This is a genomic window from Streptomyces sp. NPDC055243, assembly GCF_044544025.1.
Classification (GTDB): domain Bacteria; phylum Actinomycetota; class Actinomycetes; order Streptomycetales; family Streptomycetaceae; genus Streptomyces.
In genome coordinates this window covers 360,809-383,047 of the sequence record NZ_JBITWR010000008.1, presented here as the reverse complement: position 1 = coordinate 383,047, position 22,239 = coordinate 360,809, and the positions used below count along the sequence as shown (strand labels likewise).

22 protein-coding genes are annotated in these 22,239 nt (G+C 71.9%); 7 read left to right on the top strand and 15 right to left on the bottom strand.

Going from position 1 to position 22,239, the window contains the following annotated elements; all coding sequences use genetic code 11:
- The first annotated feature begins 102 nt into the window (after positions 1-102).
- Positions 103-285 (top strand): hypothetical protein, encoded by a 183-nt coding sequence (locus ACIGXX_RS24935; protein WP_351165900.1) that lies wholly within the window; start codon positions 103-105, stop codon positions 283-285.
- 124 nt (positions 286-409) lie between these two features.
- Positions 410-1,432 carry a PHP domain-containing protein gene (locus tag ACIGXX_RS24930; RefSeq protein WP_351165902.1) on the top strand — a complete coding sequence of 341 codons (1,023 nt, stop codon included), beginning with the start codon at positions 410-412 and terminating at the stop codon, positions 1,430-1,432.
- Positions 1,433-1,526: 94 nt separating this feature from the next.
- Here ACIGXX_RS24930 and ACIGXX_RS24925 read toward each other — a convergent pair whose 3' ends face one another.
- The 4 genes from ACIGXX_RS24925 to ACIGXX_RS24910 form a co-directional block, all read right to left on the bottom strand.
- The gene (locus ACIGXX_RS24925) at positions 1,527-3,623 is read right to left on the bottom strand and encodes a xanthine dehydrogenase family protein molybdopterin-binding subunit (RefSeq protein ID WP_366462880.1); all 2,097 of its coding nucleotides are present in this window, start codon (positions 3,621-3,623) and stop codon (positions 1,527-1,529) included.
- A gap of 32 nt (positions 3,624-3,655) precedes the next feature.
- A complete protein-coding gene (locus ACIGXX_RS24920; protein ID WP_399978874.1) occupies positions 3,656-4,651 on the bottom strand; it encodes an FAD binding domain-containing protein in 996 nt (331 codons plus the stop codon).
- Complete coding sequence (locus tag ACIGXX_RS24915) at positions 4,648-5,181, bottom strand: 2Fe-2S iron-sulfur cluster-binding protein (RefSeq protein WP_399978871.1); 534 nt, start codon at positions 5,179-5,181, stop codon at positions 4,648-4,650. The genes ACIGXX_RS24920 and ACIGXX_RS24915 overlap by 4 nt, the downstream gene beginning before the upstream one ends.
- Positions 5,182-5,293: 112 nt before the next feature.
- Positions 5,294-6,109 (bottom strand): SAM-dependent methyltransferase, encoded by an 816-nt coding sequence (locus ACIGXX_RS24910; RefSeq protein ID WP_351165912.1) that lies wholly within the window; start codon positions 6,107-6,109, stop codon positions 5,294-5,296.
- Between the two features lie 234 nt (positions 6,110-6,343).
- On the opposite strand from ACIGXX_RS24910, the gene ACIGXX_RS24905 reads away from it, so the two are divergent.
- From ACIGXX_RS24905 to ACIGXX_RS24895, 3 genes are all read left to right on the top strand, one after another.
- Positions 6,344-7,249: a glycoside hydrolase family 16 protein gene (locus tag ACIGXX_RS24905; RefSeq protein WP_399978867.1), complete on the top strand. Its 906-nt coding sequence runs from the start codon at positions 6,344-6,346 to the stop codon at positions 7,247-7,249.
- Between the two features lie 102 nt (positions 7,250-7,351).
- Positions 7,352-8,317: an LLM class F420-dependent oxidoreductase gene (locus ACIGXX_RS24900; RefSeq protein WP_351165917.1), complete on the top strand. Its 966-nt coding sequence runs from the start codon at positions 7,352-7,354 to the stop codon at positions 8,315-8,317.
- A 123-nt stretch (positions 8,318-8,440) separates the two neighbouring features.
- Positions 8,441-8,863 carry a hypothetical protein gene (locus ACIGXX_RS24895; protein ID WP_399978864.1) on the top strand — a complete coding sequence of 141 codons (423 nt, stop codon included), beginning with the start codon at positions 8,441-8,443 and terminating at the stop codon, positions 8,861-8,863.
- A gap of 9 nt (positions 8,864-8,872) precedes the next feature.
- On the opposite strand, the gene ACIGXX_RS24890 is transcribed toward ACIGXX_RS24895, so the two are convergent.
- Positions 8,873-9,484 carry a helix-turn-helix domain-containing protein gene (locus ACIGXX_RS24890; protein WP_351165921.1) on the bottom strand — a complete coding sequence of 204 codons (612 nt, stop codon included), beginning with the start codon at positions 9,482-9,484 and terminating at the stop codon, positions 8,873-8,875.
- Positions 9,485-9,609: 125 nt separating this feature from the next.
- Here ACIGXX_RS24890 and ACIGXX_RS24885 point away from each other — a divergent pair, with 125 nt between their 5' ends.
- Positions 9,610-11,061 carry an amidase gene (locus tag ACIGXX_RS24885; RefSeq protein WP_399978860.1) on the top strand — a complete coding sequence of 484 codons (1,452 nt, stop codon included), beginning with the start codon at positions 9,610-9,612 and terminating at the stop codon, positions 11,059-11,061.
- Here the strand turns inward: ACIGXX_RS24885 and ACIGXX_RS24880 are convergent.
- From ACIGXX_RS24880 to ACIGXX_RS24850, 7 genes are all read right to left on the bottom strand, one after another.
- The gene (locus tag ACIGXX_RS24880) at positions 11,055-11,498 is read right to left on the bottom strand and encodes a hypothetical protein (RefSeq protein WP_383821789.1); all 444 of its coding nucleotides are present in this window, start codon (positions 11,496-11,498) and stop codon (positions 11,055-11,057) included. The two genes, ACIGXX_RS24885 and ACIGXX_RS24880, sit on opposite strands and share 7 nt — an antisense overlap.
- Positions 11,499-11,562: 64 nt before the next feature.
- Positions 11,563-12,975 (bottom strand): NADP-dependent succinic semialdehyde dehydrogenase, encoded by a 1,413-nt coding sequence (locus ACIGXX_RS24875; RefSeq protein ID WP_351165927.1) that lies wholly within the window; start codon positions 12,973-12,975, stop codon positions 11,563-11,565.
- A 20-nt stretch (positions 12,976-12,995) separates the two neighbouring features.
- Positions 12,996-13,184, bottom strand: coding sequence for a DUF6479 family protein (locus tag ACIGXX_RS24870; RefSeq protein ID WP_351165929.1), 189 nt, complete (start codon positions 13,182-13,184; stop codon positions 12,996-12,998).
- 166 nt (positions 13,185-13,350) lie between these two features.
- Positions 13,351-14,184, bottom strand: a complete 834-nt coding sequence (locus tag ACIGXX_RS24865) for an aldo/keto reductase (protein ID WP_399978855.1) — start codon at positions 14,182-14,184, stop codon at positions 13,351-13,353.
- 137 nt (positions 14,185-14,321) lie between these two features.
- A complete protein-coding gene (locus ACIGXX_RS24860; protein WP_351165935.1) occupies positions 14,322-14,894 on the bottom strand; it encodes an HPP family protein in 573 nt (190 codons plus the stop codon).
- Between the two features lie 234 nt (positions 14,895-15,128).
- A complete protein-coding gene (locus ACIGXX_RS24855) occupies positions 15,129-15,647 on the bottom strand; it encodes a hypothetical protein (RefSeq protein ID WP_399978852.1) in 519 nt (172 codons plus the stop codon).
- A 144-nt stretch (positions 15,648-15,791) separates the two neighbouring features.
- Positions 15,792-17,372, bottom strand: coding sequence for an MFS transporter (locus ACIGXX_RS24850; protein ID WP_383821798.1), 1,581 nt, complete (start codon positions 17,370-17,372; stop codon positions 15,792-15,794).
- Between the two features lie 115 nt (positions 17,373-17,487).
- On the opposite strand from ACIGXX_RS24850, the gene ACIGXX_RS24845 reads away from it, so the two are divergent.
- Entirely contained in the window at positions 17,488-18,402 is a 915-nt protein-coding gene (locus ACIGXX_RS24845) for a TetR/AcrR family transcriptional regulator C-terminal domain-containing protein (protein WP_351165941.1), read from the top strand.
- A 4-nt stretch (positions 18,403-18,406) separates the two neighbouring features.
- Here the strand turns inward: ACIGXX_RS24845 and ACIGXX_RS24840 are convergent, their stop codons facing one another.
- The 3 genes from ACIGXX_RS24840 to ACIGXX_RS24830 are packed head-to-tail and all read right to left on the bottom strand — an operon-like array spanning position 18,407 to position 22,148.
- Positions 18,407-19,738, bottom strand: a complete 1,332-nt coding sequence (locus tag ACIGXX_RS24840) for an enolase C-terminal domain-like protein (protein ID WP_383821801.1) — start codon at positions 19,736-19,738, stop codon at positions 18,407-18,409.
- A 58-nt stretch (positions 19,739-19,796) separates the two neighbouring features.
- Positions 19,797-21,134, bottom strand: coding sequence for a gluconate:H+ symporter (locus tag ACIGXX_RS24835; protein WP_366462890.1), 1,338 nt, complete (start codon positions 21,132-21,134; stop codon positions 19,797-19,799).
- 45 nt (positions 21,135-21,179) lie between these two features.
- Positions 21,180-22,148: a 5-dehydro-4-deoxyglucarate dehydratase gene (locus tag ACIGXX_RS24830; protein ID WP_366462891.1), complete on the bottom strand. Its 969-nt coding sequence runs from the start codon at positions 22,146-22,148 to the stop codon at positions 21,180-21,182.
- Positions 22,149-22,239 lie beyond the last annotated feature (91 nt).

The window sequence follows — 22,239 nt, the reverse complement described above, 5'->3', positions numbered from 1 at the left end:
TGACCCCGGTCCGCGGAGGCCCGCAAGCGCAGCGTAAGGTCGCGGACCGGCCGCATGCGGCCGAACCGACCAATACAGTCACCGAACAAGGAGCCGCTGGTCATGCCAGCCAATGACGCCGCTGAGGCGCCGATCTACGACACCCTCGTCCAGGAGCACGGCGACGTCCTCGCGACAGCCCGCAAGGCCGCCGAGGAGACCCAGCAGAGAGCCGAAGCCGTGCTGGACTTCAGGGGGCCGATCACGGTCGCCCCGGACGCCCCGTCCGCCGAACCCGCGGCGTAGGCCTCGACGGGGCAGGGAAGGCCCCGGCCTCACAGCCCCGCGGCCCTCACATGCCCCGCCGCCCGTTGTGGGCGACGCTGGAAGCACACGTACGCCGTCGCAGTCCCGATGGCCGGAGGTGCCGATGGATCCCGTGCGGGCGCTGGAACGGATCGCCTTTCTGCTGGAGCGCGGCCGCGCCCCGACCTACCGCGTGAAGGCCTTTCGCACCGCGGCCGCGGTGATCGGTGACCTGGCCGACGGCGAGGCGGCGCGGCGCGTCGCCGACGGGTCCCTGGAGTCGCTCAAGGGCATCGGGCCCAAGACCGCCGGTGTGGTCCGCGAAGCGCTGGCCGGCGATGTGCCGGGGTACCTGGAGCGGCTCGAGGGCGAGGCGGACGCCCCGCTCGTCGAGGGCGGTACCCGGCTGCGGGCGCTGCTGCGCGGCGACTGCCACCTGCACTCCGACTGGTCCGACGGCGGCAGTCCGATCGAGGAGATGGGCCGGGCGGCGCGGGCGCTGGGCCATGAGTGGGCCGTGCTCACCGACCACTCGCCGAGGCTGACCATCGCGCGCGGTCTGTCGCCGGAGCGGCTGCGCGAGCAGCTGGCGGTGGTGGCCGACCTCAACGAGCGCTGGGCGCCCTTCCGGCTGCTCACGGGCATCGAGTGCGACATCCTCGACGACGGCTCGCTCGACCAGGAGCCCGAGCTGCTCGACCAGCTCGACGTGGTGGTCGTCTCGGTGCACTCCAAGCTGCGCATGGACGCCGCCGCGATGACCCGGCGCATGGTCGCCGCCGTCAGCGATCCGCGGGCCGACGTGCTCGGGCACTGCACCGGCCGGCTCGTCACCGGGCGCGGCAGGCCGGAGTCGCAGTTCGACGCGGACGCGGTGTTCGCCGCGTGCGCGGACCACGGCACGGCCGTGGAGATCAACAGCCGTCCGGAGCGGCTCGACCCGCCGCGCCGGCTGCTGCGCCGGGCGGTGGACGCCGGAGTGCTGTTCTCCGTGGACACCGACGCGCACGCACCGGGTCAGCTGGACTGGCAGGTGATCGGGTGCGCGCGGGCCGAGGAGTGCGGGGTGCCCGCCGAGCGCGTGGTGACGACCTGGACGGCGGAGAGACTGCTGGCGTGGACGGCGCAGAGCCGGGCGGCTGCCTGAGAGGGCTCGGCGTCGGGGGGGGGCTGCGATTGTGTCGGGGGGCCTGCGGTGCGGAGCCCGCTCGGAGAACGCTCGGAGCGGGCTCGGAGATCGCTCAGAGACCGCCCGCCAGCAGCCGGTCGGGCGTCAGGGGCAGCTCGCGCAGCCGCAGTCCGGTCGCGTGGTGCACCGCGTTGCCGATGGCCGCCGCCGTTCCGACGATGCCGATCTCGCCGATGCCCTTGCTGCCCATGGGGTTGAGGTGGGGGTCCTCCTCGTCGATCCAGTGCGCCTCGATCGCGGGCACGTCCGCGTGCGCCGGTACGTGATAGGCGGCGAGGTCGGCCTCCGTGAAGTCGCCGAAGGCCGCGTCCATGGTGCTGCCCTCGGTCAGCGCCATGCCCAGGCCCATCGTCATCGCGCCGATGAACTGCGAGCGTGCGGTACGGGAGTTGAGGATGTGCCCGGCCGCGTAGACGCCGAGCAGGCGGCGCACCCGGACCTCGCCGGAGACCGTGTCCACGCCGACTTCGGCGAAGTGGGCGCCGAAGGAGTGGCGGGAGTAGGCGCTGTCCGCGTCGGCCTTGCCGGCCGTGTCGGCGGTGGCGCCCACGCCCTCCGGGGGCAGCTGCTGCCCCTGCTGTCCCGCCAGGCGGGCGGCCAGCCGCGTACAGGCCTCGTGGACGGCCCAGCCCCAGGAGGCCGTCCCGGAGGAACCGCCCGCCAGCGGCGCGGCCGGCAGGTCGCTGTTGCCGATGTCCGTGCGCACGGAGTCCAGCGGGACGCCCAGCGCGTCGGCGGCGACCTGGGCGAGCACGGTGCGGGCGCCGGTGCCGATGTCGGTGGCGTTGACGCGGACCACGAAGCTGCCGTCCGGGTAGGCGTGGGCGCTGGCCCGGGAGGGCGCGACGACCACCGGGTAGGTGGCCGCGGCGACTCCGCTGCCCACCAGAACGGGCCCCTCGGCGCGCGAGCGGGGACGCGGGTCGCGCTCGGACCAGCCGAAGCGGCGGGCTCCCTCGCGCAGACACTCGGCGAGGTGGCGGCTGCTGAAGGGCTTGGAGCTGTCGGGCTCCCGCTGGGTGTCGTTGCGCAGCCGCAGCTCGACGGGGTCGATGCCGAGCGTCTGGGCGAGTTCGTCCATCGCCGACTCCAGCGCGTACATGCCCGGCGCCTCGCCCGGAGCCCGCATCCACGAAGGGCTCGGCACGTCGAGCGGCACCACGCGGTGGGTGGTGCGGGCGTGCGGCGAGGGATACATGATGCGCGTGGCGGCGGCGGCCGTCTCGACGAACTCCTTGATGCGTGAGGTGTGCGCGGTCACCTCATGGATCACCGAGGTCAGCGTGCCGTCCCGGTCCGCTCCCAGTTGCACCCGGTGCAGGGTCGGCGAGCGATGGCCCACCACGGCCGGCAACTGGCGCCGCGGCAGGACGAGTTTGACGGGCCTGCCGGTCATGCGGGCCGCCATGGAGGCGAGCACCACCTGGGGGCGGGGCGTGCCCTTGGAGCCGAAGCCGCCGCCGACGTGCTCGGAGACGACCGTGATCCGCTCCTTGGGCAGCGCGAACAGGCCGGCCAGGACATCGCGGACGGTGCTGGCGCCCTGGCTGGAGTCGTGCACGGTCAGCCGCTCGTCCTGCCAGTGGGCGGTGGAGGCGTGCGGTTCCATGGGGTGGTTGTGCAGCGGCGCCACCCGGTAGGTGACATCGACGCGGGAGGGCGCGGAGGCGAACGCCCCCTCCGCGTCCCCGCGCACGTGCTCGCCCGAGGTGCCGTCCTCGTCCTCCGGCACACGGGCGTCGGGGTGATCGGCCTTCAGGGTGACGTCGTGCTTCTCCTCGGCGTAGCTGACCCGGACGGCTGCGGCGCCCTCGCGGGCGGCCTCCAGACTGTCGGCGACGACGAGCGCGACGTACCAGCCCCGGTGCGGAACGCGCGCGTCCTGGAGCACGGCCAGCGTGGCGTCGTCCGGCTTCTCCAGGCGCGGCGCGTTGAGGTGGGTGAGGACTTCGACGACACCGGGCAGCGCCAGGGCCGCCGAGGCGTCGACGGCGCTGACCGTGCCGCGCGCCACCGTGGCGGGCACCGGCCAGGCGTAGGCGCAGCCTTCGGGGGTGTGCTCGGCGGCGTAGCGGGCGGTCCCGGTCACCTTCTGGGGGCCCTCCCTGCGCTCGGCGGGCGCTCCGAGTGCGCTGACGGTGTCCGGCATGGGGTTCTCCCTGAGGGCGGGCGGGGTCTTGGTCAGGTGGCGGAGGGTGAGTCGGCGAGCCGGCTCAGGACGTCACAGGCGAGGTTGCGGGCGAGACGCACCTTGAACACGTTGTCCCGCAGCGGCTCGGCCGCCGACAGCTCGGCGTCCACGGCCCGCCGGAACGCCTCGTCGCTCGGCGCGCCGCCCACCAGCTCCCGCTCGGCACGCACGGCACGCCAGGGCCGGTGGGCCAGCCCGCCGAACGCGATCCGCACCTCGCGTACGACGGAGTCCTCGACGTCCAGGACCACGGCCACCGAGGCGAGCGCGAAGGCGTAGGAGGCGCGGTCGCGGGCCTTGCGGTAGGCGGACGGCAGCCGCGCGGCCGCGGCCGGGAGCACCACTCCGGTGATCAGTTCGCCGGGTGCGATCTCGGTGTCCAGGTCCGGACGGTCGCCGGGCAGGCGGTGGAACTCGGTGACGGGCAGGGTGCGCCGTCCCCGTACGCCGTGCAGCTCCACCTGGGCGTCCAGTGCGGCGAGCGCGACGGCCATGTCGGAGGGGTGGGTGGCGATGCACTGCGTCGAGTGGCCCAGGACCGCGTGGTCGCGGTGGACGCCGTCGCGCGCGCCGCAGCCGGTGCCGGGCTCGCGCTTGTTGCACGGCTTGCTCAGGTCCTGGAAGTAGGGGCAGCGGGTGCGCTGGAGCAGGTTGCCGCCGGTCGTGGCCACATTGCGCAGCTGGCCCGAGGCCCCCGCGAGCAGCGCCTGGGACAGAACGGGGTAGCGCTCGCGCACCAGCGGATGGGCGGCCAGGTCGCTGTTGCGCACCGTCGCACCGGCGCGGACGGAGCCGTCCGGCAGTTCCTCGACGGCGTCCAGCGGCAGCCTGCTGACGTCGATCAGCGTGCCGGGCCGCTCCACGCCCAGCTTCATCAGGTCGACGAGATTGGTGCCGCCGCCCAGATAGCGGGAGCCGGGCCGGCCCGCGTGGGCCGCGGCCGCCTCTTCGACGCTGTAGGCGCGTACGTACCGGAAGGGCTTCACCGGGTCACGTCCTCGACGGCCTCGACGATGTGCGGATAGGCGCCGCAACGGCACAGGTTGCCGCTGAGCCGCTCACGGATCTCGTCCCGGGTCAGCTCCACGGGCGCGCCGGTGTCGGCGCCCGGATCCGTCACGTGCGAGGCGTGGCCCGCCGCGGCCTCTTCCAGGGCGCCGACGGCCGAACAGATCTGTCCGGGGGTGCAGTAGCCGCACTGGAAGGCGTCGCGCTCCAGGAAGGCCTGCTGCAGGGGGTGCAGCCCCTCACCATCGGCGCCGCGCAGCCCCTCGACGGTGGTGACGGCGCACCCGTCGTGAGCGACGGCCAGCAGCAGACAGCTGTTCGCGCGGCGACCGTCGACCAGCACGGTGCAGGCACCGCACTGGCCGTGATCGCAGCCCTTCTTGGCGCCGGTGAGACCCAGCTGCTCGCGCAGGACGTCCAGCAGCGTCGAACGGTGGTCGACGGTGACGAGGCAGGGCTCGCCGTTCACCGTCAGGGGCACTTCCGAGCGGAACACATCGGTCCCCATGGCGCTCTGCTCCCTCGTCGAAGTCTGGTCTGCGTGACGTCCGCGGTGTCACCGCGTAACCAGCCTGAGTCAGGACACACGTTCCGGCATGCCGGGCGCCGTCAGGGTGTCGTCACGGTTTGCGGGCCAGGCCGCCGTGTTCGCCGATGGGCTCCGGGGCGGGGGTGTCGGTGTCCGGGCGCCAGAAGGGGACCGAGACGACTCCGGGGGCCAGCAGGTCCAGGCCGTCGAAGAACGCGGTGATCTGGTCGACGGGGCGCAGGAAGTAGGGGACGGCGCCGGTTTCGTTGTAGGCGTCCTGGGCCTGTTCGTAGTCCGTGTCGGTGCCCCGCGAACCGTCGTTGATGGAGAGGTAGCTGCCGGAGGGCAGGCCTTCCATCAGACGGGTGACGATGGAGCGCGCCTGGTCGTAGTCGGCGACGTGGCCCAGGATGTTGCTGAGGATCAGGGCGGTGGGGCGGGTGAGGTCGAGCGTCTCGGCTGCGGCAGCCAGGATGCGGTCGGGGTCGGACAGATCGGCGTCGACGTACGCGGTGGCTCCCTCGGGGGTGGAGGTGAGCAGGGCGCGGGCGTGCGCGAGGACCATCGGGTCGTGGTCGACGTACACGATCTTGGTGCGGGGATCGAGCCGCTGGGCGACCTCGTGGGTGTTGTCCACGGTCGGCAGGCCGGTGCCGATGTCCAGGAACTGCCCGATGCCCGCCTCGGTGACCAGGTGGGTGATGTTGCGGCGCAGGAAGGCGCGGCTGCTGCGGGCGACGGTGACGATGCCGGGGAAGACGGCGCTGTAGGCGTCGCCCGCCGCCTCGTCGACGGGATAGTTGTCCTTCCCGCCCAGCCAGTAGTTCCAGATCCGGGCCGAGTGCGGCACCGATGTGTCGATCTTCTGATGCGCCGCAGGTCCGGGCGTCGTGGCGTGGTCGGTCATGGGTAGCGTCCGTCTTTCCACCGAGGCGTGAACTGTTCAACGCACAACCTATGTCCCAACCGCGCCGACGCGTACACCAGTTCACGTTCTCGGCGAGTTCTGTGACCGGCGCGCCATGAAGAGGTCGTGTCAGCGGTCTGGCGGCGCCCTGCTGCCTCCGCGAGGATGACCCCTTCGCCTGAGGTGTCCGCCGGTTCCTGTGGGGCGTGTGCGGCCGGGAGGAAGGGCAGCGCGATGGGATCACACGCGGCGGCCGGACGGCGCAGGCCGGTCGTGGTGGCGGCGCTCGGCGCGGGACTGCTGGCGGCCCTGTTGTCCATCCCGAGCGCCGGGGGAGCGCCGCAGTCGGCCGACGCCTGCGGCAGCGTCGGCACGGAGCTGCCGCGCGGCGACTGCGGCCCGTTCTGGCAGGTCGTCGCCGAGGACTTCAACGGCGACCGGGTGCCGCTCGGCGCGTTCAGCGACTGCGACCATCACGCCGACACGTCCGCCGCGTACTGCGAGGGCCTCAAGGGTTCCTACCGCGCCAACTGGTGGGCGTATCCCACCGGTTGGCGTGACACGGCCAACGACCGGGGTCGCGATGTCGTGGGCGTCTACCACCCGGAGGACACCGTGAGCGTGGGCCCTGCGGAGAACGGCGACGGCCGCATGCGTATCCGGATGTGGCGGCCCGACGACGGAGGGCCGGTCCATGCCGCCGCGGTCGTACCGCGTGCCGTCATGCAGATGAGGTACGGCAAGTACAGCGCCCGTATCAAGGTGACCAAGCCTGCCCCCGGATACAAGTCGGCGTGGCTGCACTACGGCGGCGGCTGCGAGATGGACCACCCCGAGGGCAACTGGGCCGGGGACCTCACCGCCTTCCACCATCCGTGCGGCGGCGGGGAGCAGGGCACGTACCGCGGCGCCGACAAGTGGACCGAGTGGCACACGGTGTCGACCGAATGGACTCCCGGGCGCGTGCGCTTCTTCGTGGACGGGCGGGAGACGGGACAGGACACCAGGGGTGTGCCGGACCATCCGCTGTCCTGGGTCCTGCAGAACGAGAGCGCGCTCGAAGGCCCGGGAGCGGCGCCCGGCAGCAGCGCGCAGCTGGAGATCACCTGGGTCGCCGCGTACGCGTACGACTGGAAGTAGGGACGCAGGGGACCCGAGTAGCCCCGCGGCGCGTGGGCAGCAGGCTCACACGCCCGCTGGTGGTGATGTTTCAGCGGGAGCCGTTCGGCAAAGCGTACAAATATGGTGCAAATTGGCTACACGATGATGACCGAGCAAGCGGGCCCCCGAGCCCTCGTCGACGATCTGGTCGCGGCGGAGCGGGCCGGGTTCGACTTCTCCGTCACGTCCGACCACTACTTCCCCTGGCTCGACTCGCAGGGGCACGCGCCCTACGCGTGGAGCGTGCTGGGCGCGGCGGCGCAGGCGACCTCGCGGATCCCGCTCATGACGTACGTGACCTGCCCGACGGTCCGCTATCACCCGGCCGTGGTGGCGCAGAAGGCCGCGACGATGCAGCTGCTCTCCGAGGGCCGCTTCCGGCTGGGCCTGGGCTCGGGCGAGAACCTCAACGAGCACGTGGTCGGCGCGGGCTGGCCCTCCCCGCAGGTCCGCCTGGAGATGCTGGAGGAAGCGGTGGAGATCATCCGCGCGCTGTTCACCGGCGACAACGTCAACCACCAGGGCACCCACTTCGACGTGGCGAACGCCCGGCTGTGGGATGTCCCCGACGAGCTGCCCCCCATTGGAGTGGCGGTCTCCGGCGGACGTTCCTGCGCCCTGGCCGGACGCCTCGCCGACCTGGTCATCGCGACCGAGCCCAAGGCCGAGCTGCTCGCCTCGTTCGACGAGCACGGCGGCAGCGGCAAGCCGCGTGTGGGTCAGCTTCCCGTCTGCTTCGACACCGACAAGGACGCGGCCGTCGCCCGTGCGCACGACCAGTTCCGCTGGTCGGTCGGCGGCTGGCCCGTCAACGCGGAACTGCCCGGTCCGTCCGGCTTCGCGGGCGCCACTCAGTACGTCACCCGGCAGGACATCGCCGACCAGATCCCGTGCGGCGATGACGTCGACGCCTTCGTCGACGCCGTACGCCCCTACGCCGAGGCGGGCTTCACGGAGGTCGCCCTCGTCCAGGTGGGCGGCGAGCACCAACGCCCCTTCATCGACTGGGCGGAGAAGAAGCTGCTGCCTGCGCTGCGCGACCTCTGAACCCCTCACACGGCACCGTCGGCCACCACATCGGGCACCGGCAGTCGCCCCACCAGATACCTGCCCCCACATCGGGTACCCGTGACCCCACATCAGGTACCCGCGACCCCAGTGGAGAACAGCGTGAACGACACATCCGGCCCGGCTTCCCCCACCGCCCCCTCCGACTCCCCCGACCTGGTGCAAGTGGTCCTGGGGGAGTGCTCCGCGGCCGACGCGGACGCCGTCTTCGGCGTGCTGCGGACCCACTTCTCCTCCGACCGCGGTGAGGAGGCGCCGCACCGCACGGAGCAGCCCCGCCCCGCCGTCTGGACCGGTGCCTTCGTCGCCGCCCACAGCCCGGGACCCGTCCGGGGCGTGCTGCTGGCGGCCACGGTCACCGCCGACCTGCAGGGCAGCCCGGTGGCGGTGGACCGGCTGCGTGCCACGCTCGAATCGGCCTTCGTGGCCTCGGCCACCGGCACGGCCTCCGGCGACCAGGAGGTCCAGGTGCAGCTGCGCCTGACGGGCGCCGAGCACGGGGAGCCGCCGCTGCCGGGCCACTGAGGCCTGCCCTCAGCAGTGCAGATCAATGACTGCCTCGACGATGCGCATCAGGCGGTCCCCCGCCTGATCGATGCTTCCGTTCTGCGTGCTGACCTGCGCGCCTTCGAGTACGAAGGTGATCTCGGCCGTGGCCTGTTCGGGGTCGGGCAGCCCGGCCTCGACGCACAGGGCGAGCAGCCTGCGGGTCTGGCGGGCCTTGTGCTCCTCGATGACCTGCCGTGCGGGGTGGGCGCGGTCGGGCAGTTCGGCGAGGGAGTTGATGAAGGGGCAGCCCCGGTGCGAGATCGCCGGCAGACCCTCGGCGATGAACCGGGCCAGGCCCAGGATCTGCTCCCTGGGCCGGCCGGGGTACTGGGCCTCGACCCGGTCGAAGGCCGCCTGGTAGTCGGCGGCGACGATCCCCAGCCACTCCGCGACCAGTGCGTCCTTGGTCCCGAAGTGCCGGTAGATCGCCATCTTGGTCGTCTCGGCCCTGTCGGCGATCGCCTGGACGCCCACGCGCCGGATTCCCTCGCTCTGGAAGAGCTCTTCCGCCGCGTCGAGGATGCGCTCCCGGGGCGGCAGTTTCGCCACCCTGCTCGATCTGCTCGCTCTGCTCGGCCTTCCGGCGGTCGCTGCCATGACTGCTCCGTGACGTCCGGTCGAGGGGTCCTTTGACTTCGCTGTTACGGTACCAGTCTGTCCCGTGCGATACCGATCGGTATCGTCAGGGACTCGACGGTATCGTTCTTCCGCTGGGAGTGACAGTGAGAGTTGCCGAGTACGTGAGCTTCGACGCGGTCGGCCTTGCAGAGCTGGTGGCCCGGGGCGAAGTGACCCCCGCCGAACTGGAAGCAGCCGCGCGCGAGGCCGCGCAGGCGGTCGATCCGCAGATCAACGCGATCGTGGAGACCTGGCAGGCCGACGACGAACCCCACCCCGCCGGCACACCTCTGGCGGGCGTCCCCTTCCTGATCAAGGACATCGGAGTCTCCATGGCCGGGCGGCGCATGGAGCTCGGCAGCCGTCTCGCGGCCGGCCACGTCGCCGCCGCCGACTCCGCCCTCATGCGGCGCTTCCGACGCGCCGGCCTCGTGACGTTCGGGCGTACCGCGACACCGGAGTTGGCCTACAGCATCACCACGGAACCGGCGCTGTACGGCCCGGTCCGCAATCCGTGGGACCTGGAGCGGAGCGCGGGCGGCTCCAGCGGCGGCGCGGGCGCGGCGGTGGCTGCCGGGGTGGTCCCGATCGCCCACGCCACCGACGCCGCGGGCTCGCTGCGCATACCCGCCGCCTACAACGGCCTGTTCGGGCTCAAGCCCACCCGTGGCCGGGTCTCCATGGGCCCCGGCGCCGACGAAGTCTTCAGCGGCCTGGCCGTGCAGGGCAGCGTCAGCCGCACCGTGCGCGACAGCGCGGCCCTGCTCGACCTGATCCGCGGCCCGGAACCGGGTGATCCCTACTTCGCCCACCAGCCGTCCCGGCCCTACGCGGAGGAAGTCACCCGCCCGCCGGGCTCGCTGCGGATCGGTGTCATCGCCCAGGCGTGGGGCGGACGCCGTACCACCGCACCGGTGGCCGACGCGCTGTCGCGCACGGTGCGGCTGCTCGCATCCCTCGGCCACCGGGTGGAGGAGGCCGAGGTCGACCTCGGGGCCCACTGGGAGGAGTTCGTCCTGGCCAGCGCCCGGCTGATGACGGCGCATCTCGCGGCCTCGGTCGACGAGCTGGCTGCCGCCTTCGACCGGCCCGTCGACTCCTCCACCCTCGAGCCGGGGACCCTGGCCGGCTACCACTACGGGCAGCGGGTCACGGGCGCCCAGTTCGTCACCGCGCTCGCCCTCCGCAACCGGGTCGCGCGAAGCCTGGCCCGGTACTTCGAGACTTACGACGTACTGCTCACCCCGACCGTGCCGGAGCTTCCGCTGCTCGCGGGCGCCTACACCGAGGGTGCGCAGACACTGGACGGCCTCGGCTGGATCGACCGCCTCAACGACCGCTCGCCGTTCACCATGGCGTCCAACGTGGCGGGCACACCCGCCATGTCCGTGCCGGTGACGGCGGACGCCGGGACAGGGCTCCCGATCGGTATGCAGTTCGCCGCCGGATACGGGCTCGAAGGCCGCCTCTTCCGCCTCGCGGGACAGCTCGAACAGGCAAGCCCGTGGTCGGGCCGGACCCCCACGGTGTGGGCGGGGAACCAGCCGGCCTACTGATGCGGGAGTACGAGGTGAGAAGGGTCGTCCTCGGGCCCGATCGTCCTGGAGCCCCTGGCGTACTGACAGCAGAACTCCACCGGCTCCTCGAAGTCGACCGCCAGCACGGGGTCGGCCCCCGGCAGCGGTACGGCCGGTTCGATGACGTAGCGGTGGCGCGTGACCTGGTCCATCGGCTCGACCAACTCCACGCGGGAGAACGGCGAGGCCCCTGGGCCGTCGCCCAGGGGCCCCTCCACACTCCACTTCGCATGCAGCTCCACGACGCCCGGTTCCGGGCACCGCCACAACAGGCGGGTGACACACAGCGCGTCGGCGTTGAACCACGCGCTCCAGCCCCGGCCGTCGTCGAGAAGGCCGAGTTCGGAGGCCTCCATGACCCCGTAGGAGAAGGGGAGGCTGCTCCAGTGGCCCACCAGTGCGTCGTCCAGATCCATCCCTGGATCATCGCGCGGCAGGGGATCATCGCGCAGCAGTCACCCGGCCGTGCGGCCAGGTGTGTCAGCCCTTGCCGTCCGGGTCGGACGGGCCGTACCAGACCGTCGTGGCGTTGCAGAACTCGCGGATGCCGTGCCCGGCCAACTCCCGTCCGTACCCCGAGCGTTTGACGCCGCCGAAGGGCAGGCCGGGGTGGGAGGCGGTCATGCCGTTGAAGAAGACGCCGCCCGCCTGGAGGTCTTGGACGCAGCGTTCGACATCGGCGTCGTCGCGCGTCCACACATTGGAGCTGAGCCCGAACGGCGAGTCGTTGGCCAGCGTCACGGCCTCGTCCAGGTTCGCCACGCGGTAGAGCGTGGCCACCGGGCCGAACGCCTCCTCCTTGTGGATGCGCATGTCCGGGGTCACGTCGGCCAGCACGGTGGGGGAGTAGTACCAGCCCCGCTCCTGCTCCTTGGGGCGCTGCCCGCCGCACAGCGCGGTGGCGCCCCGGGCGAGCGCGTCGTCGACGAGCTCCTCCAGGTCGCTGCGGCCCTGTTCGGTGGCGAGCGGGCCGACGTCGGTGTCCTCGCTCGCCGGGTCGCCGACGGTCAACTCCCGCATACCCGAAACGAATCGGTCGCGGAAGTCGTCAAAGACGTCCGTGTGCACGATGAAGCGCTTGGCGGCGATGCAGGACTGTCCGTTGTTCTGCACCCGGGCGGTCACGGCGGTCGCCGCGGCCCGCTCGATGTCGGCGCTCGGCAGCACCAGGTAGGGGTCGCTGCCGCCCAGCTCCAGGACCGTCTTCTTGATCTCGTCGCCGGCGATGGACGCCACCGAGCGGCCGGCCGGTTCGCTACCGGTGAGGGTCGCCGCGGCCACCCGCTCGTCGCGCAGGATGCCCTCGACGGCGCCCGAGCCGACGAGCAGCGTCTGGAAGCAGCCTTCGGGGAACCCGGCGCGCTGGAAGAGGTCCTGGAGGTACAGGGCCGTCTGGGGCACGTTCGACGCGTGCTTGAGCAGGCCTACGTTGCCCGCCATCAGGGCGGGCGCGGCGAACCGTACGACCTGCCAGAGCGGGAAGTTCCAGGGCATCACGGCGAGCACGACGCCCAGCGGGCGGTAGCGGACGATGGCCCGGCTCGCGCCGGAATCCGCCACGTCGGCCTGCGCGGGGTGCTCGTCCGCGAGCAGGTCCTCGGCCCGCTCGGCGTACCAGCGCATGGCCTTGACGCACTTGGCCGCCTCGGCCCTTGCCGCCTTGATGGGCTTGCCCATCTCGGTGGTCATGGTCCGGGCGATGAACGCGTTGTCCTCCTCCAGCAGTTCGGCGGCCCGGTTCATCAGCCGGGCACGCTCGCTGAAGGCGCTGGTGCGGTACTGGCCGAACGCGGCGTGGGCGGACGCCAGACGGCGCTCGACCGTCGCGTCCTCCAGCGGCTCGAAGGTCTCGAGCGTCTCGCCGGTGGCGGGATCGACCGTGGCGATGGGCATGCCGTTCCTCCTGGAAACGCCTAGCGCGACTCGGGGGGACCCTGGTGGGGCTCCTCCCAGGAGTCCGCGCGCGGCTGGGGCTCCTGCGGTGGGTCGGGGCGTCGGGTGACCTGTCGCCGTCCGAACAGGAACAGGGCGAGCAGTACGGCGACGATCACCACGCCGATGATCAGCATCAGCGACGAGGTTCCGCTTGCGGCGAGGGGCATGCAGTGCCTCCTATAGGGCCCGAAGGCTGTGGCCCCGGGTGTTGCGGTCCCCGGGATTCACCCTAGAGCGACATGCTCGGGGAAGCATGCGCTGCGACGTGCCGGGTGCCCTGATATGGGGAACGCACACGTCCCCTGGCCGGTCGGATCTTCGGGGCGGGGCCCTTCAGAGGATCTCCAGGGGCTCCTTGCCCACCGGCGCGGGGAACGCGGCATCCAGCGCCTTGAGGTCCTCGTCGGTGAGGCGGAGATCGAGGGCGGCGTGGTTCTGCTCCACGTGCGCCGCGGTGGAGGCCTTGGGGATGGCGATGACGTCGTCGTGGCGCAGCACCCAGGCGAGCGCCACCTGTAGCGGTGTGCTCCCGTGCGCGGACGCCACCGCCTCCAGGGCCTGATGGCCGAGCAGCCGCCCCTGTTCCAGCGGCGAATAGGCCATCACGGGCACCGAGCGTTCGCGGCACCAGGGGAACAGGTCGTACTCGGGGCCGCGGCGGGTGAGGTTGTAGAGCACCTGATCCGTCTGCGGGAGGGCGTCCCGGGGGAGATCCGCCAGGTCGTCGACATCGAGGTTGCTCACGCCCCAGGCGCCGATGCTGCCGCGGCTCATCAGGCCCTCGAGGGCCTCGACGGTCTCGGCGAGCGGCACACCGCCGCGCCAGTGCAGCAGATACAGGTCGATCCGGTCGGTGCCGAGGCGGCGCAGGCTCGCGTGGCAGGCATCCACCGTGCCGCGGGCGTCGGCGTTCGACGGCAGCACCTTGCTCACCAGAAAGACCTCGTCGCGGTGCCCGCGGACGGCCTCGCCGACCAGCTCCTCCGATGCGCCGCTCCCGTACATCTCCGCCGTGTCGATCAGCGTCATGCCCAGGTCCAGGCCCCTGCGCAGGGAGGCCAGTTCCTCGGCGCGGCGCGAAGGATCGTCGCCCATGCGCCAGGTGCCCTGGCCCAGGGCGGGCACGCTCACGCCGTTGGGGAACGTCACTGTCCTAGCCGCTGCCATCGCGTATCCCTTCTCGTCACTTCGCGGGTGCGGGCCGCGCACGACAGCGCCGGTGCCCGAAGTCATCGGACTCCCTTCCCGGCCGCCCGGCCCTCACGCAGAGAACTTCACACGGCCCGGCGCCGCCGCACAACCGATCACCACCAGTACGCGGGATAGCGTGGCGCGCTGGGACGGGCGCGCGAGGCGGCCCAGCCCGCCAGGACGACCACGAGGACCGATCCGGCCAGCAGGGGAACGAAGGTGGCGGGCCGGGGGTGGTGCAGGACGATGACGACGGCGGTGGCGCAGGCCGGCGAGTGCGGGGTGCGCGCCGCGGTCATCACGGCCAGGCCGATGCCCGCGGCCAGCGCCGCCGCCCACGGGGCGCTGCCCAGCGCGGCGAGGACCGCGTAGCCGACGCCGGCGCACAGCAGATGGCCCGCTATCACGCTGCGCGGCTGGGCGAGCGGCAGCCGGGGCGCGCTGTGCACGATCGCGGCGGATGCCGCCAGCGGGGGTATCAGGACCGGCTCGTGGACGACCGAGCCGACGGCGACCAGCGCCAGGAGCACGGCGGTGACGGCGCTGACGTTGTGCAGGGCGGTGCCCGCGGGCGGCGGGGCCGGGGCGCGGCCCACGAGGCGGGGCAGGACGCGGGGGAGTGCGCGGATCTGAGGGCGCGGTCGGGCAGGCGCGGGCGGCGCCTCGATGATTTCGTCGGTGCTCAAGAGAAGGACGTTCCGGACTTCAGCCGGCGGGAAACCCGGACGGCGAGGTGACAAAGGGCAGGAGTCGCCACGGCCGCCCGTGCGGTCGGCAGGGGGGCGCGGGCAGCATCGGCGGCCCGGGGTCGGGGCGTCCGCGTACTCACCCAAGATCCTACGAAGCCCTGCCGCGCGGCCTGCGGCCAGGTCCGGTGATCACTGTGCTGACCAGGACCGCAAGGAGGGGGTGCCGTGCCGTCAGGCCGCGGGGCAGAGGGCTGCGGGGGTGGCCGGGGCCGTGGCGCGGGTCATGGTGGCGGGTACGGGCCGGGGGGCGTGGGCGGTGGCCTGCGAGCGGGTGCGTGCGAAGACGACCAGGCGCAGGACCGCGAACCGCGCGACACCGGTGAGCGCGGAGGCGGAGAGGTAGACGACCTGCTCGAGCACCGCACCGGGCGCCGCCACCAGCTGCTGCAGGACGAACATCGCCATGCAGGTCACCGCGTACGCGATCGCCGCGGATCCGGCCGACTGCGCATGCTGACGCCAGGTCGCGCGCCCGCCCGCGCCGAAGGTGAAGCGGGCGTGCAGCTCGGTGGCCAGGAGTGTGGACGCCACGGTGATCACGGCGTTGGCCAGGGCCCAGGGAATCCAGGAGGCGAGGGCCGCCACGGCGAAGCTGGAGGCGAGTCCCACCCCGCCGCCGCAGAGCACGAAGCGGGCGAAGGCGGTGAACGCGCCGGGTGTCGCCTGCTGCTGTCTCTGTGCTGTTTCCATGATCGGCCCCCCTCAACGGCTGCTTCGCGAAGCGCGCGCCCCTCGGCCTGCGAGACGGAGGGGTGCGCGATCCGTGGTGCCATCATGGCACACGAGTGACACCATGGCGAGCCATTAATGACGCCACTGGTGTCGCTCGTGGCGTCACGGCGCGCGGGTGGCGCGAATGCGCAGGTCAGCGGCTGGCGGCTGCCCGGCGTGCGCGACACCGAGCGGCGTCGTGCCCGCGCCGCGCAGCAGGACGAGGCAGAAGAGCCCCGCTGCGGCCATGACGACGGCCGCGCCGATCGCGGCGAAGCCCATCCCGTGCGTGAAGGCGTCGCGCGCTGCCGTCAGTACGGTGTCCGCCGTACCGGACGGCAGTCGCTCGGCCACGGTGGTGGCGCCGCCCAGGGTTTCGCGTACCGCGTCCGCGTGCGGAACACCCGCCGGGAGGGCGTCGGCCATGTCGCGGCTGTAGACCGCCGCACCGATGGAGCCGAGGATCGCCATGCCCAGCGCTCCGCCCAGCTCCTGGCCCGACTCGAGGACGGCCGCGGCCGAGCCCGCACGCTCCGGCGGGGTGGCTCCCAGGGCGAGTTCAGTGGCCAGCGTCATGGCGGCGACCAGGCCGCCCGCATAGACCGAGGCGCCGGTCAGCGTGACCCAGAGCGCCGTGTCGGCGTGCACCTGGGTCAGCCAGAGGAAGCCGCAGGTGGAGCCGAGGAAGCCGCCGCCCATGACGTACGCGCGGTCGACGCGCTGGGCGAGCGCGGCCGCGGTGGGCGCCATGACGGCCAGACCCGCGGCCGGCACCAGGCTCCACAGGGCGGCCTCGAACGGGCTCATGTCGAGGACGGACTGCAGGTACTGCGTGAGATAGACGGCCATGCCCACCGTGGCGAACATGGCGAGGAGGTTGGCGACCACCGGGCCGCCGAAGGCGCGCCGTCCCAGCAGGCCGAGGTCGATCATCGGGTGCGCCAGGCGCTTCTGACGGCGTACGAAGACGACGCCGAGCACCAGCCCCGAACTGACGCCAAGCGCGGGCAAAGGTGCGTATCCGTGCTGGGCCAGTTCCTTGATGCCGTAGATGACCGGGAGCAGGGTGCCGAGGGAGAGCGCCGCGCTCGGCAGGTCGAAGCGGCCCTGCTGCGGCGCCTTGAACTCCGGTACCAGGAAGGGGACCAGAGCCAGCAGGAGCGCCATCGCGGGCAGATTGATCAGGAAGACCGAACCCCACCAGAAGTGTTCCAGGAGCAGACCGCTGACCACCGGTCCCAGGGAGATGCCCGCGGTCATGACACCCGTCCACAGGGTCACCGCCTGGGCGCGCTGCTTCCGGTCGCGGAACAGATTGCGGATCAGGGCGAGCGTCGAGGGCATCAGGGCGGCGCCGCCGAGGCCCAGCAACGCCCGTACGGCGATGAGCAGTTCGGCCGTGTGCGCATACGCCGCGGCGACCGAGGCCGCACCGAAGACCGCGGCTCCCGCGAGCACCAGCGTGCGCCGGCCGATCCGGTCGCCGAGGGCGCCCATGGTGATGAGCAGGCCGGCGAGGACGAAGCCGTACATGTCGAGGATCCACAGCTGCTGGGTGGCGCCGGGTTCCAGGTCCTGGCTGATGTAGGGAATCGCGAAGTAGAGGATCGAGACGTCCATCGAGACCAGGAGCAGGGGCAGCATCAGGACGCCGAGGGCGGACCATTCCTTGCGGCCCGCGCGGGGGTGGGGTGAGTTCTCCATGCCCGGTACGGAATCGGCTCGGCGCGTACGCCGCAAACAACGACCTAGTGCACTTCCCCCTCCGCAGCTCCTGAACTGGAAGATGGCGCACCTGGTGCACTAGTACAGTGCGGCCATGGCTGCCGATCCGCCCTACCTCCGCATCGCGCGGGACATCCGCCGCAGGATCGACTCCGGCGCTCTCTCACCGGGCGACCGCGTGCCCTCCACCCGGCGCATCACCCAGGAGTGGGGGGTGGCGATGGCGACCGCGACGAAGGCGCTCGCCGCACTGAACCAGGAGGGCCTGGTGCGCGCCGTGCCCGGTGTCGGCACGGTGGTCGCGGAGCCGGGACGGGAACGCCGCACGGCCCCCGGCCAGGGCGGGCTGACCCGCGAGCGCATCATCCGCACCGCGATCGCGTTCGCCGACGCGGAGGGGCTCGCGGCGCTGTCCATGCGGCGCGTCGCCGCCGAGTTCGGCGCCTCCACCATGGCCCTGTACCGGCACGTCCCGAGCAAGGGCGAACTCGTCCGGCTGATGTCGGAGGCGGTGTTCAGCGAGGCGCCGGCAGGACCCAGGCCGCCGGGCTGGCGCGCGCAACTGGCGCAGGAGGCACGGTGGTTGTGGAGTCTGTACGAACGTCATCCCTGGCTGGGGCGGGCCATGGCAGGACTGACCCGGCCGATGGCCTCGCCCCACGCGATGCGCTACACCGAGCGGGTCCTGGCCGTTCTGCGCGGCGTGGGGCTCACGCCGTACCAGATGATCCATGCTCACCTGGCCGTCCTCGGGTACGCCCAAGGCGTCGCGCTGGCCATCGAGCTGGAATCCCAGGCGCGCCAGGACACCGGCATGACCCCCGAGGAGTGGATGGCGTCCAACGAGCCGCGGATGGACGCCATCCAGACCGCCGAGGCGTACCCGGTCCTGTCCACGCTCTTCGGCGACGACGACTTCAGCCTGGAGCTGGGCACGCTCTTCGAGTTCGGGCTCGAACGGTTCCTGGACGGAATCGAGGCCCTCATCGCCAGGCCCGGGAACGCGTAGGCGCTCAGCGCACCAGGCAGGGGCGCTTGTTGTCGAACTGCCAGTCGGGGATGAGGTAGCGCATGCCGGTGGCGTCGTCGCGTGCGCCCAGGGCCTTACGCCGGTAGAGGTCGTGGGCCGCGAGCAGCCGGTCCATGTCGAGCTCGACGCCCAGGCCGGGGGCGTCCGGCACGGCGATCTCGCCGTCGACGATGCGGGGCGGGGCGGTGGTGAGGCGCTCCAGGCCTTCCTGCCAGATCCAGTGGGTGTCCAGGGCGTTGTAGTCCCCGGGGGCCGCGGCTCCGCAGTGGGTGACCATGGCCAGGGAGATGTCGAAGTGGTTGTTGGAGTGGCATCCCCAGGTCAGGCCCATCGCGTTGCACAGCTGCGCCACGCGGACCGAGCCCTGCATGGTCCAGAAGTGCGGGTCGGCGAGGGGGATGGAGACCGACTGGAGGGCCAGGGCGTGGGTCATCTGCCGCCAGTCGGTGGCGACCATGTTGGTGGCGGTCGGCAGCCCGGTGGCGCGGCGGAACTCGGCCAGGACCTCGCGGCCCGAGTATCCGCCCTCGGCGCCGCAGGGGTCCTCGGCGTAGGCGAGGGTGTCGGTCAGCGGGGTGCACAGCTCGATCGCCTCGCGCAGCGACCAGGCGCCGTTGGGGTCGAGGGTGATGCGGGCCTGCGGGAAGCGGTCCTTGAGCGCGCGGACGGCCGCGACCTCCTCGGCGCCCTCCAGGACACCGCCCTTGAGCTTGAAGTCCCGGAAGCCGTAGCGGTCGTAGGCGGCTTCGGCCTGCCGGACGATCGCCTCGGGGGACAGGGCCTGCTCGTGCCGGATGCGGTGCCAGTCAACGGCGGATTCGGGCTCGCGGACGTACTCCAGATCGGTGCGGTCGGGGTCGCCGACGTAGAAGAGGTAGCCCAGGACGCGGACGGAGTCGCGCTGCTGGCCGTCGCCGAGCAGCGCCGCGACGGGCACCTCCAGGTGCTGGCCGAGCAGGTCGAGCAGGGCGGACTCCACGGCGGTCACCGCGTGGACGGCGGTGCGCAGGTCGAAGGTCTGGGCGCCGCGTCCACCGGCGTCACGGTCGGCGAAACGGTCGCCGATCTCGCGCAGGACGCGCTTGTGGTCACCGAGGCGGGCGCCGACGACGAGGGACTCGGCGTCGCGCAGGGTCTGGGTGATCTTCTCGCCGCCCGGTACCTCGCCCAGGCCGGTGCGGCCCTCGGAGTCCCGCAGGACCACGATGTTGCGGGTGAAGTAGGGGCCGTGAGCGCCGGAGAGGTTGAGCTCCATGCAGTCCCGGCCTGCGACCGGGTAGACGCTGAACGCGGTGACGGTCGGCTGCCTGTTCATGATCAGAGATTCCTCGGGTGAGAGATACGGGAAAGAAGCGGACGGGTCGCCGGGCGGGTCAGAGGCTGAGGACGTCCAGGGCCCACTCGACCGCGAGGACGCCGCCGAGGCCGAGGATCGCCAGCACCGTCGTATAGGTGGTGCGCACCTTGATCGCCTCGATGACCGAGAGGTTGAAGTACTCCTTGAACAGCCAGAATCCGGGGTCGTTGACGTGCGAGAAGGCGATCGATCCGCAGGAGACGGCGAGCACCAGGATCTCGGGGTGGACGCCGCTGTTCGCCAGGAGCGGCAGCACCACACCGGATGCGGTGACGACGGCGACCGTGGCGGAGCCGAGGGCGATGCGCAGGATCACCGCGATGAGCCACGCCAGGATGAGCGGCGAGATGGCCCAGCCGTCGGTGGTGTCCTTGATGTGGTCGGAGATGCCGCCCTCGACGAGGACGTTCTTGAAGGCGCCGCCCGCCCCGATCACCAGCAGGATCATGGCCATGGCCTGGGCGGCCGACGTACAGGAGGCGCTGACGTCGGAGAGGCTGCGGCCGATGCGCGGACCGAACGCCCAGATCGCCAGGAGGAGGGTCAGCAGCAGCGCGATCGGCGCCGAGCCGATGAAGGTGACGAAGTGCAGGAACGGGCTCTCGCCGGACGCGGCCATCTCGGTCACCGACGCACCGGCGATCAGGACGACGGGGAAGAGCGCCACGGTCAGGGACCAGCCCATGCCCGGCATCTCCTCGTCGGTGAACTCGCGCTCGCTGACCAGGCCCTTGGGTATGGAGGGGTTCATCGCCCTGACGAACGGAAGCCGCGGCCAGGCCAGCGCGATGAGCGCACCGGCGGGTACCGCGATGAACAGGCCGTAGACCAGGGTCAGGCCGACCGAGGCGTGGAACGTCGCGGCCACGGCGGTGGGGCCGGGGTGCGGCGGCAGGAAGCTGTGCATCGTGGAGAGCGTGATGGACATCGGCAGGCCGATCCACAGCAGCTTCGCCCCGGTGACGCGTACGAGGGTGAACGCGATGGGCACAATGATGATGAAGGCGACCTCGTAGAACATGGTGACGCCGATGAGCATGGACGTGACCACCATGGCCACCTGGACCCATCGCGGTCCGAAGGCGTCCAGCATCTTGTTGGCGATGCGCTGTGCGGCACCGGAGTCCCCCATGACGCGGCCGACCATGGCGCCGAGCCCGATGACGAGCATCGTGTCGCCGATCTGGCCGCCGATGCCCTCCGAGAGGACGTCGGGGATCGAGGCCACCGGTATGCCCTGCACCAGCGCGACGGCGACCGCCACGAACAGGAGGGCGGCGAAACCGTTCAGCTTCAAGCGGGTCATGAGGAACAGCAGGATCAAGACGCTGACCCCGACTACGACGAGCGGCATGTATCAGTTCCCCTTTGAACTGTGGGACGAGGCTGTGACGGCCGGTCAGGCCCGGTGCCGCGCGGCCGAGACGAGGTCGAGGCCGGCGTTGAGCACCTTTTCCAGGTCGGCGACGTCGTCCGGGCCGGGGTCGGTCAGGGGTGCGCGCACCGGTCCGACCGGGAGGCCGCGCAGCCGGGCGGCGGCCTTGACCAGCGAGACGGCGTAGCCCGGTGCCCGGTCGCGCAGCTCGACCAGCGGGACGTAGAACTCGCGCAGCAGCCGGTCCACCGCCGTGTCGTCCTGCTCCCGCAGCGCGGTGAAGAAGGCGGCGGCGATCTCGGGGGCGAAGGCGTGGACGGCGGACGAGTACGCGGGCACGCCGACGGTGGCGTAGGCGCGGGCCTGGATCTCCGCGGTGGAGGCGCCGTTGAAGAAGAGGAAGTCCTCGGGGGCGGCCAGGGTGAGGCGCTGGAGCCGGTCGAGGTCGCTGTGCCCGTCCTTGAGGCCGATGACGGTGGGGATCTCGGCGATCCGGCGCAGGGACCGGGCGTTGAAGGTGACCTGGCCGCGCTGGTAGGCGATGAGGGGCAGTCGGGTACCGGCGGACAGCCGGCGCAGCTGCTCCACCAGGCCGTCCTGCCCCGCATCGACCAGGTAGTGGGGCAGCACCAACAGGGCGTCCGCGCCCTCCTCCTCGGCGATCCGGGCGAACCGCAGCGACTGGGCCCAGCCGTATCCGGTGCCCGCCACCACCGGCAGCCGGCCGTCGGCGACCTCGACCGTGACGCGGACGACGGCGCGGTACTCCTCCTCGTCGAGGGAGAAGAACTCGCCGGTTCCGCAGGCGGGGAACACGGCGCCGGGCTCCGTCGCCAACTGGGCCGTCAGATAGGAGCGGTAGGACTTCAGGTCGAGGCTGCCGTCGCTGTCCATGCTCGTGAGCGGGAAGGACAGGACACCGCGGGCCATGCCCTCCCGGAGTCGCTGGGCCACGTCCTGGGGCTGCTGGGGCGTCGTACTGGGCTTGTTCATGAATCTCATCTCTATATGCAGATGGCGTCCACGTATGAGAATGGAGGCTAGAGTCATGAACGATGGGGGTCAATGGGCAGGCGCCGCGGAT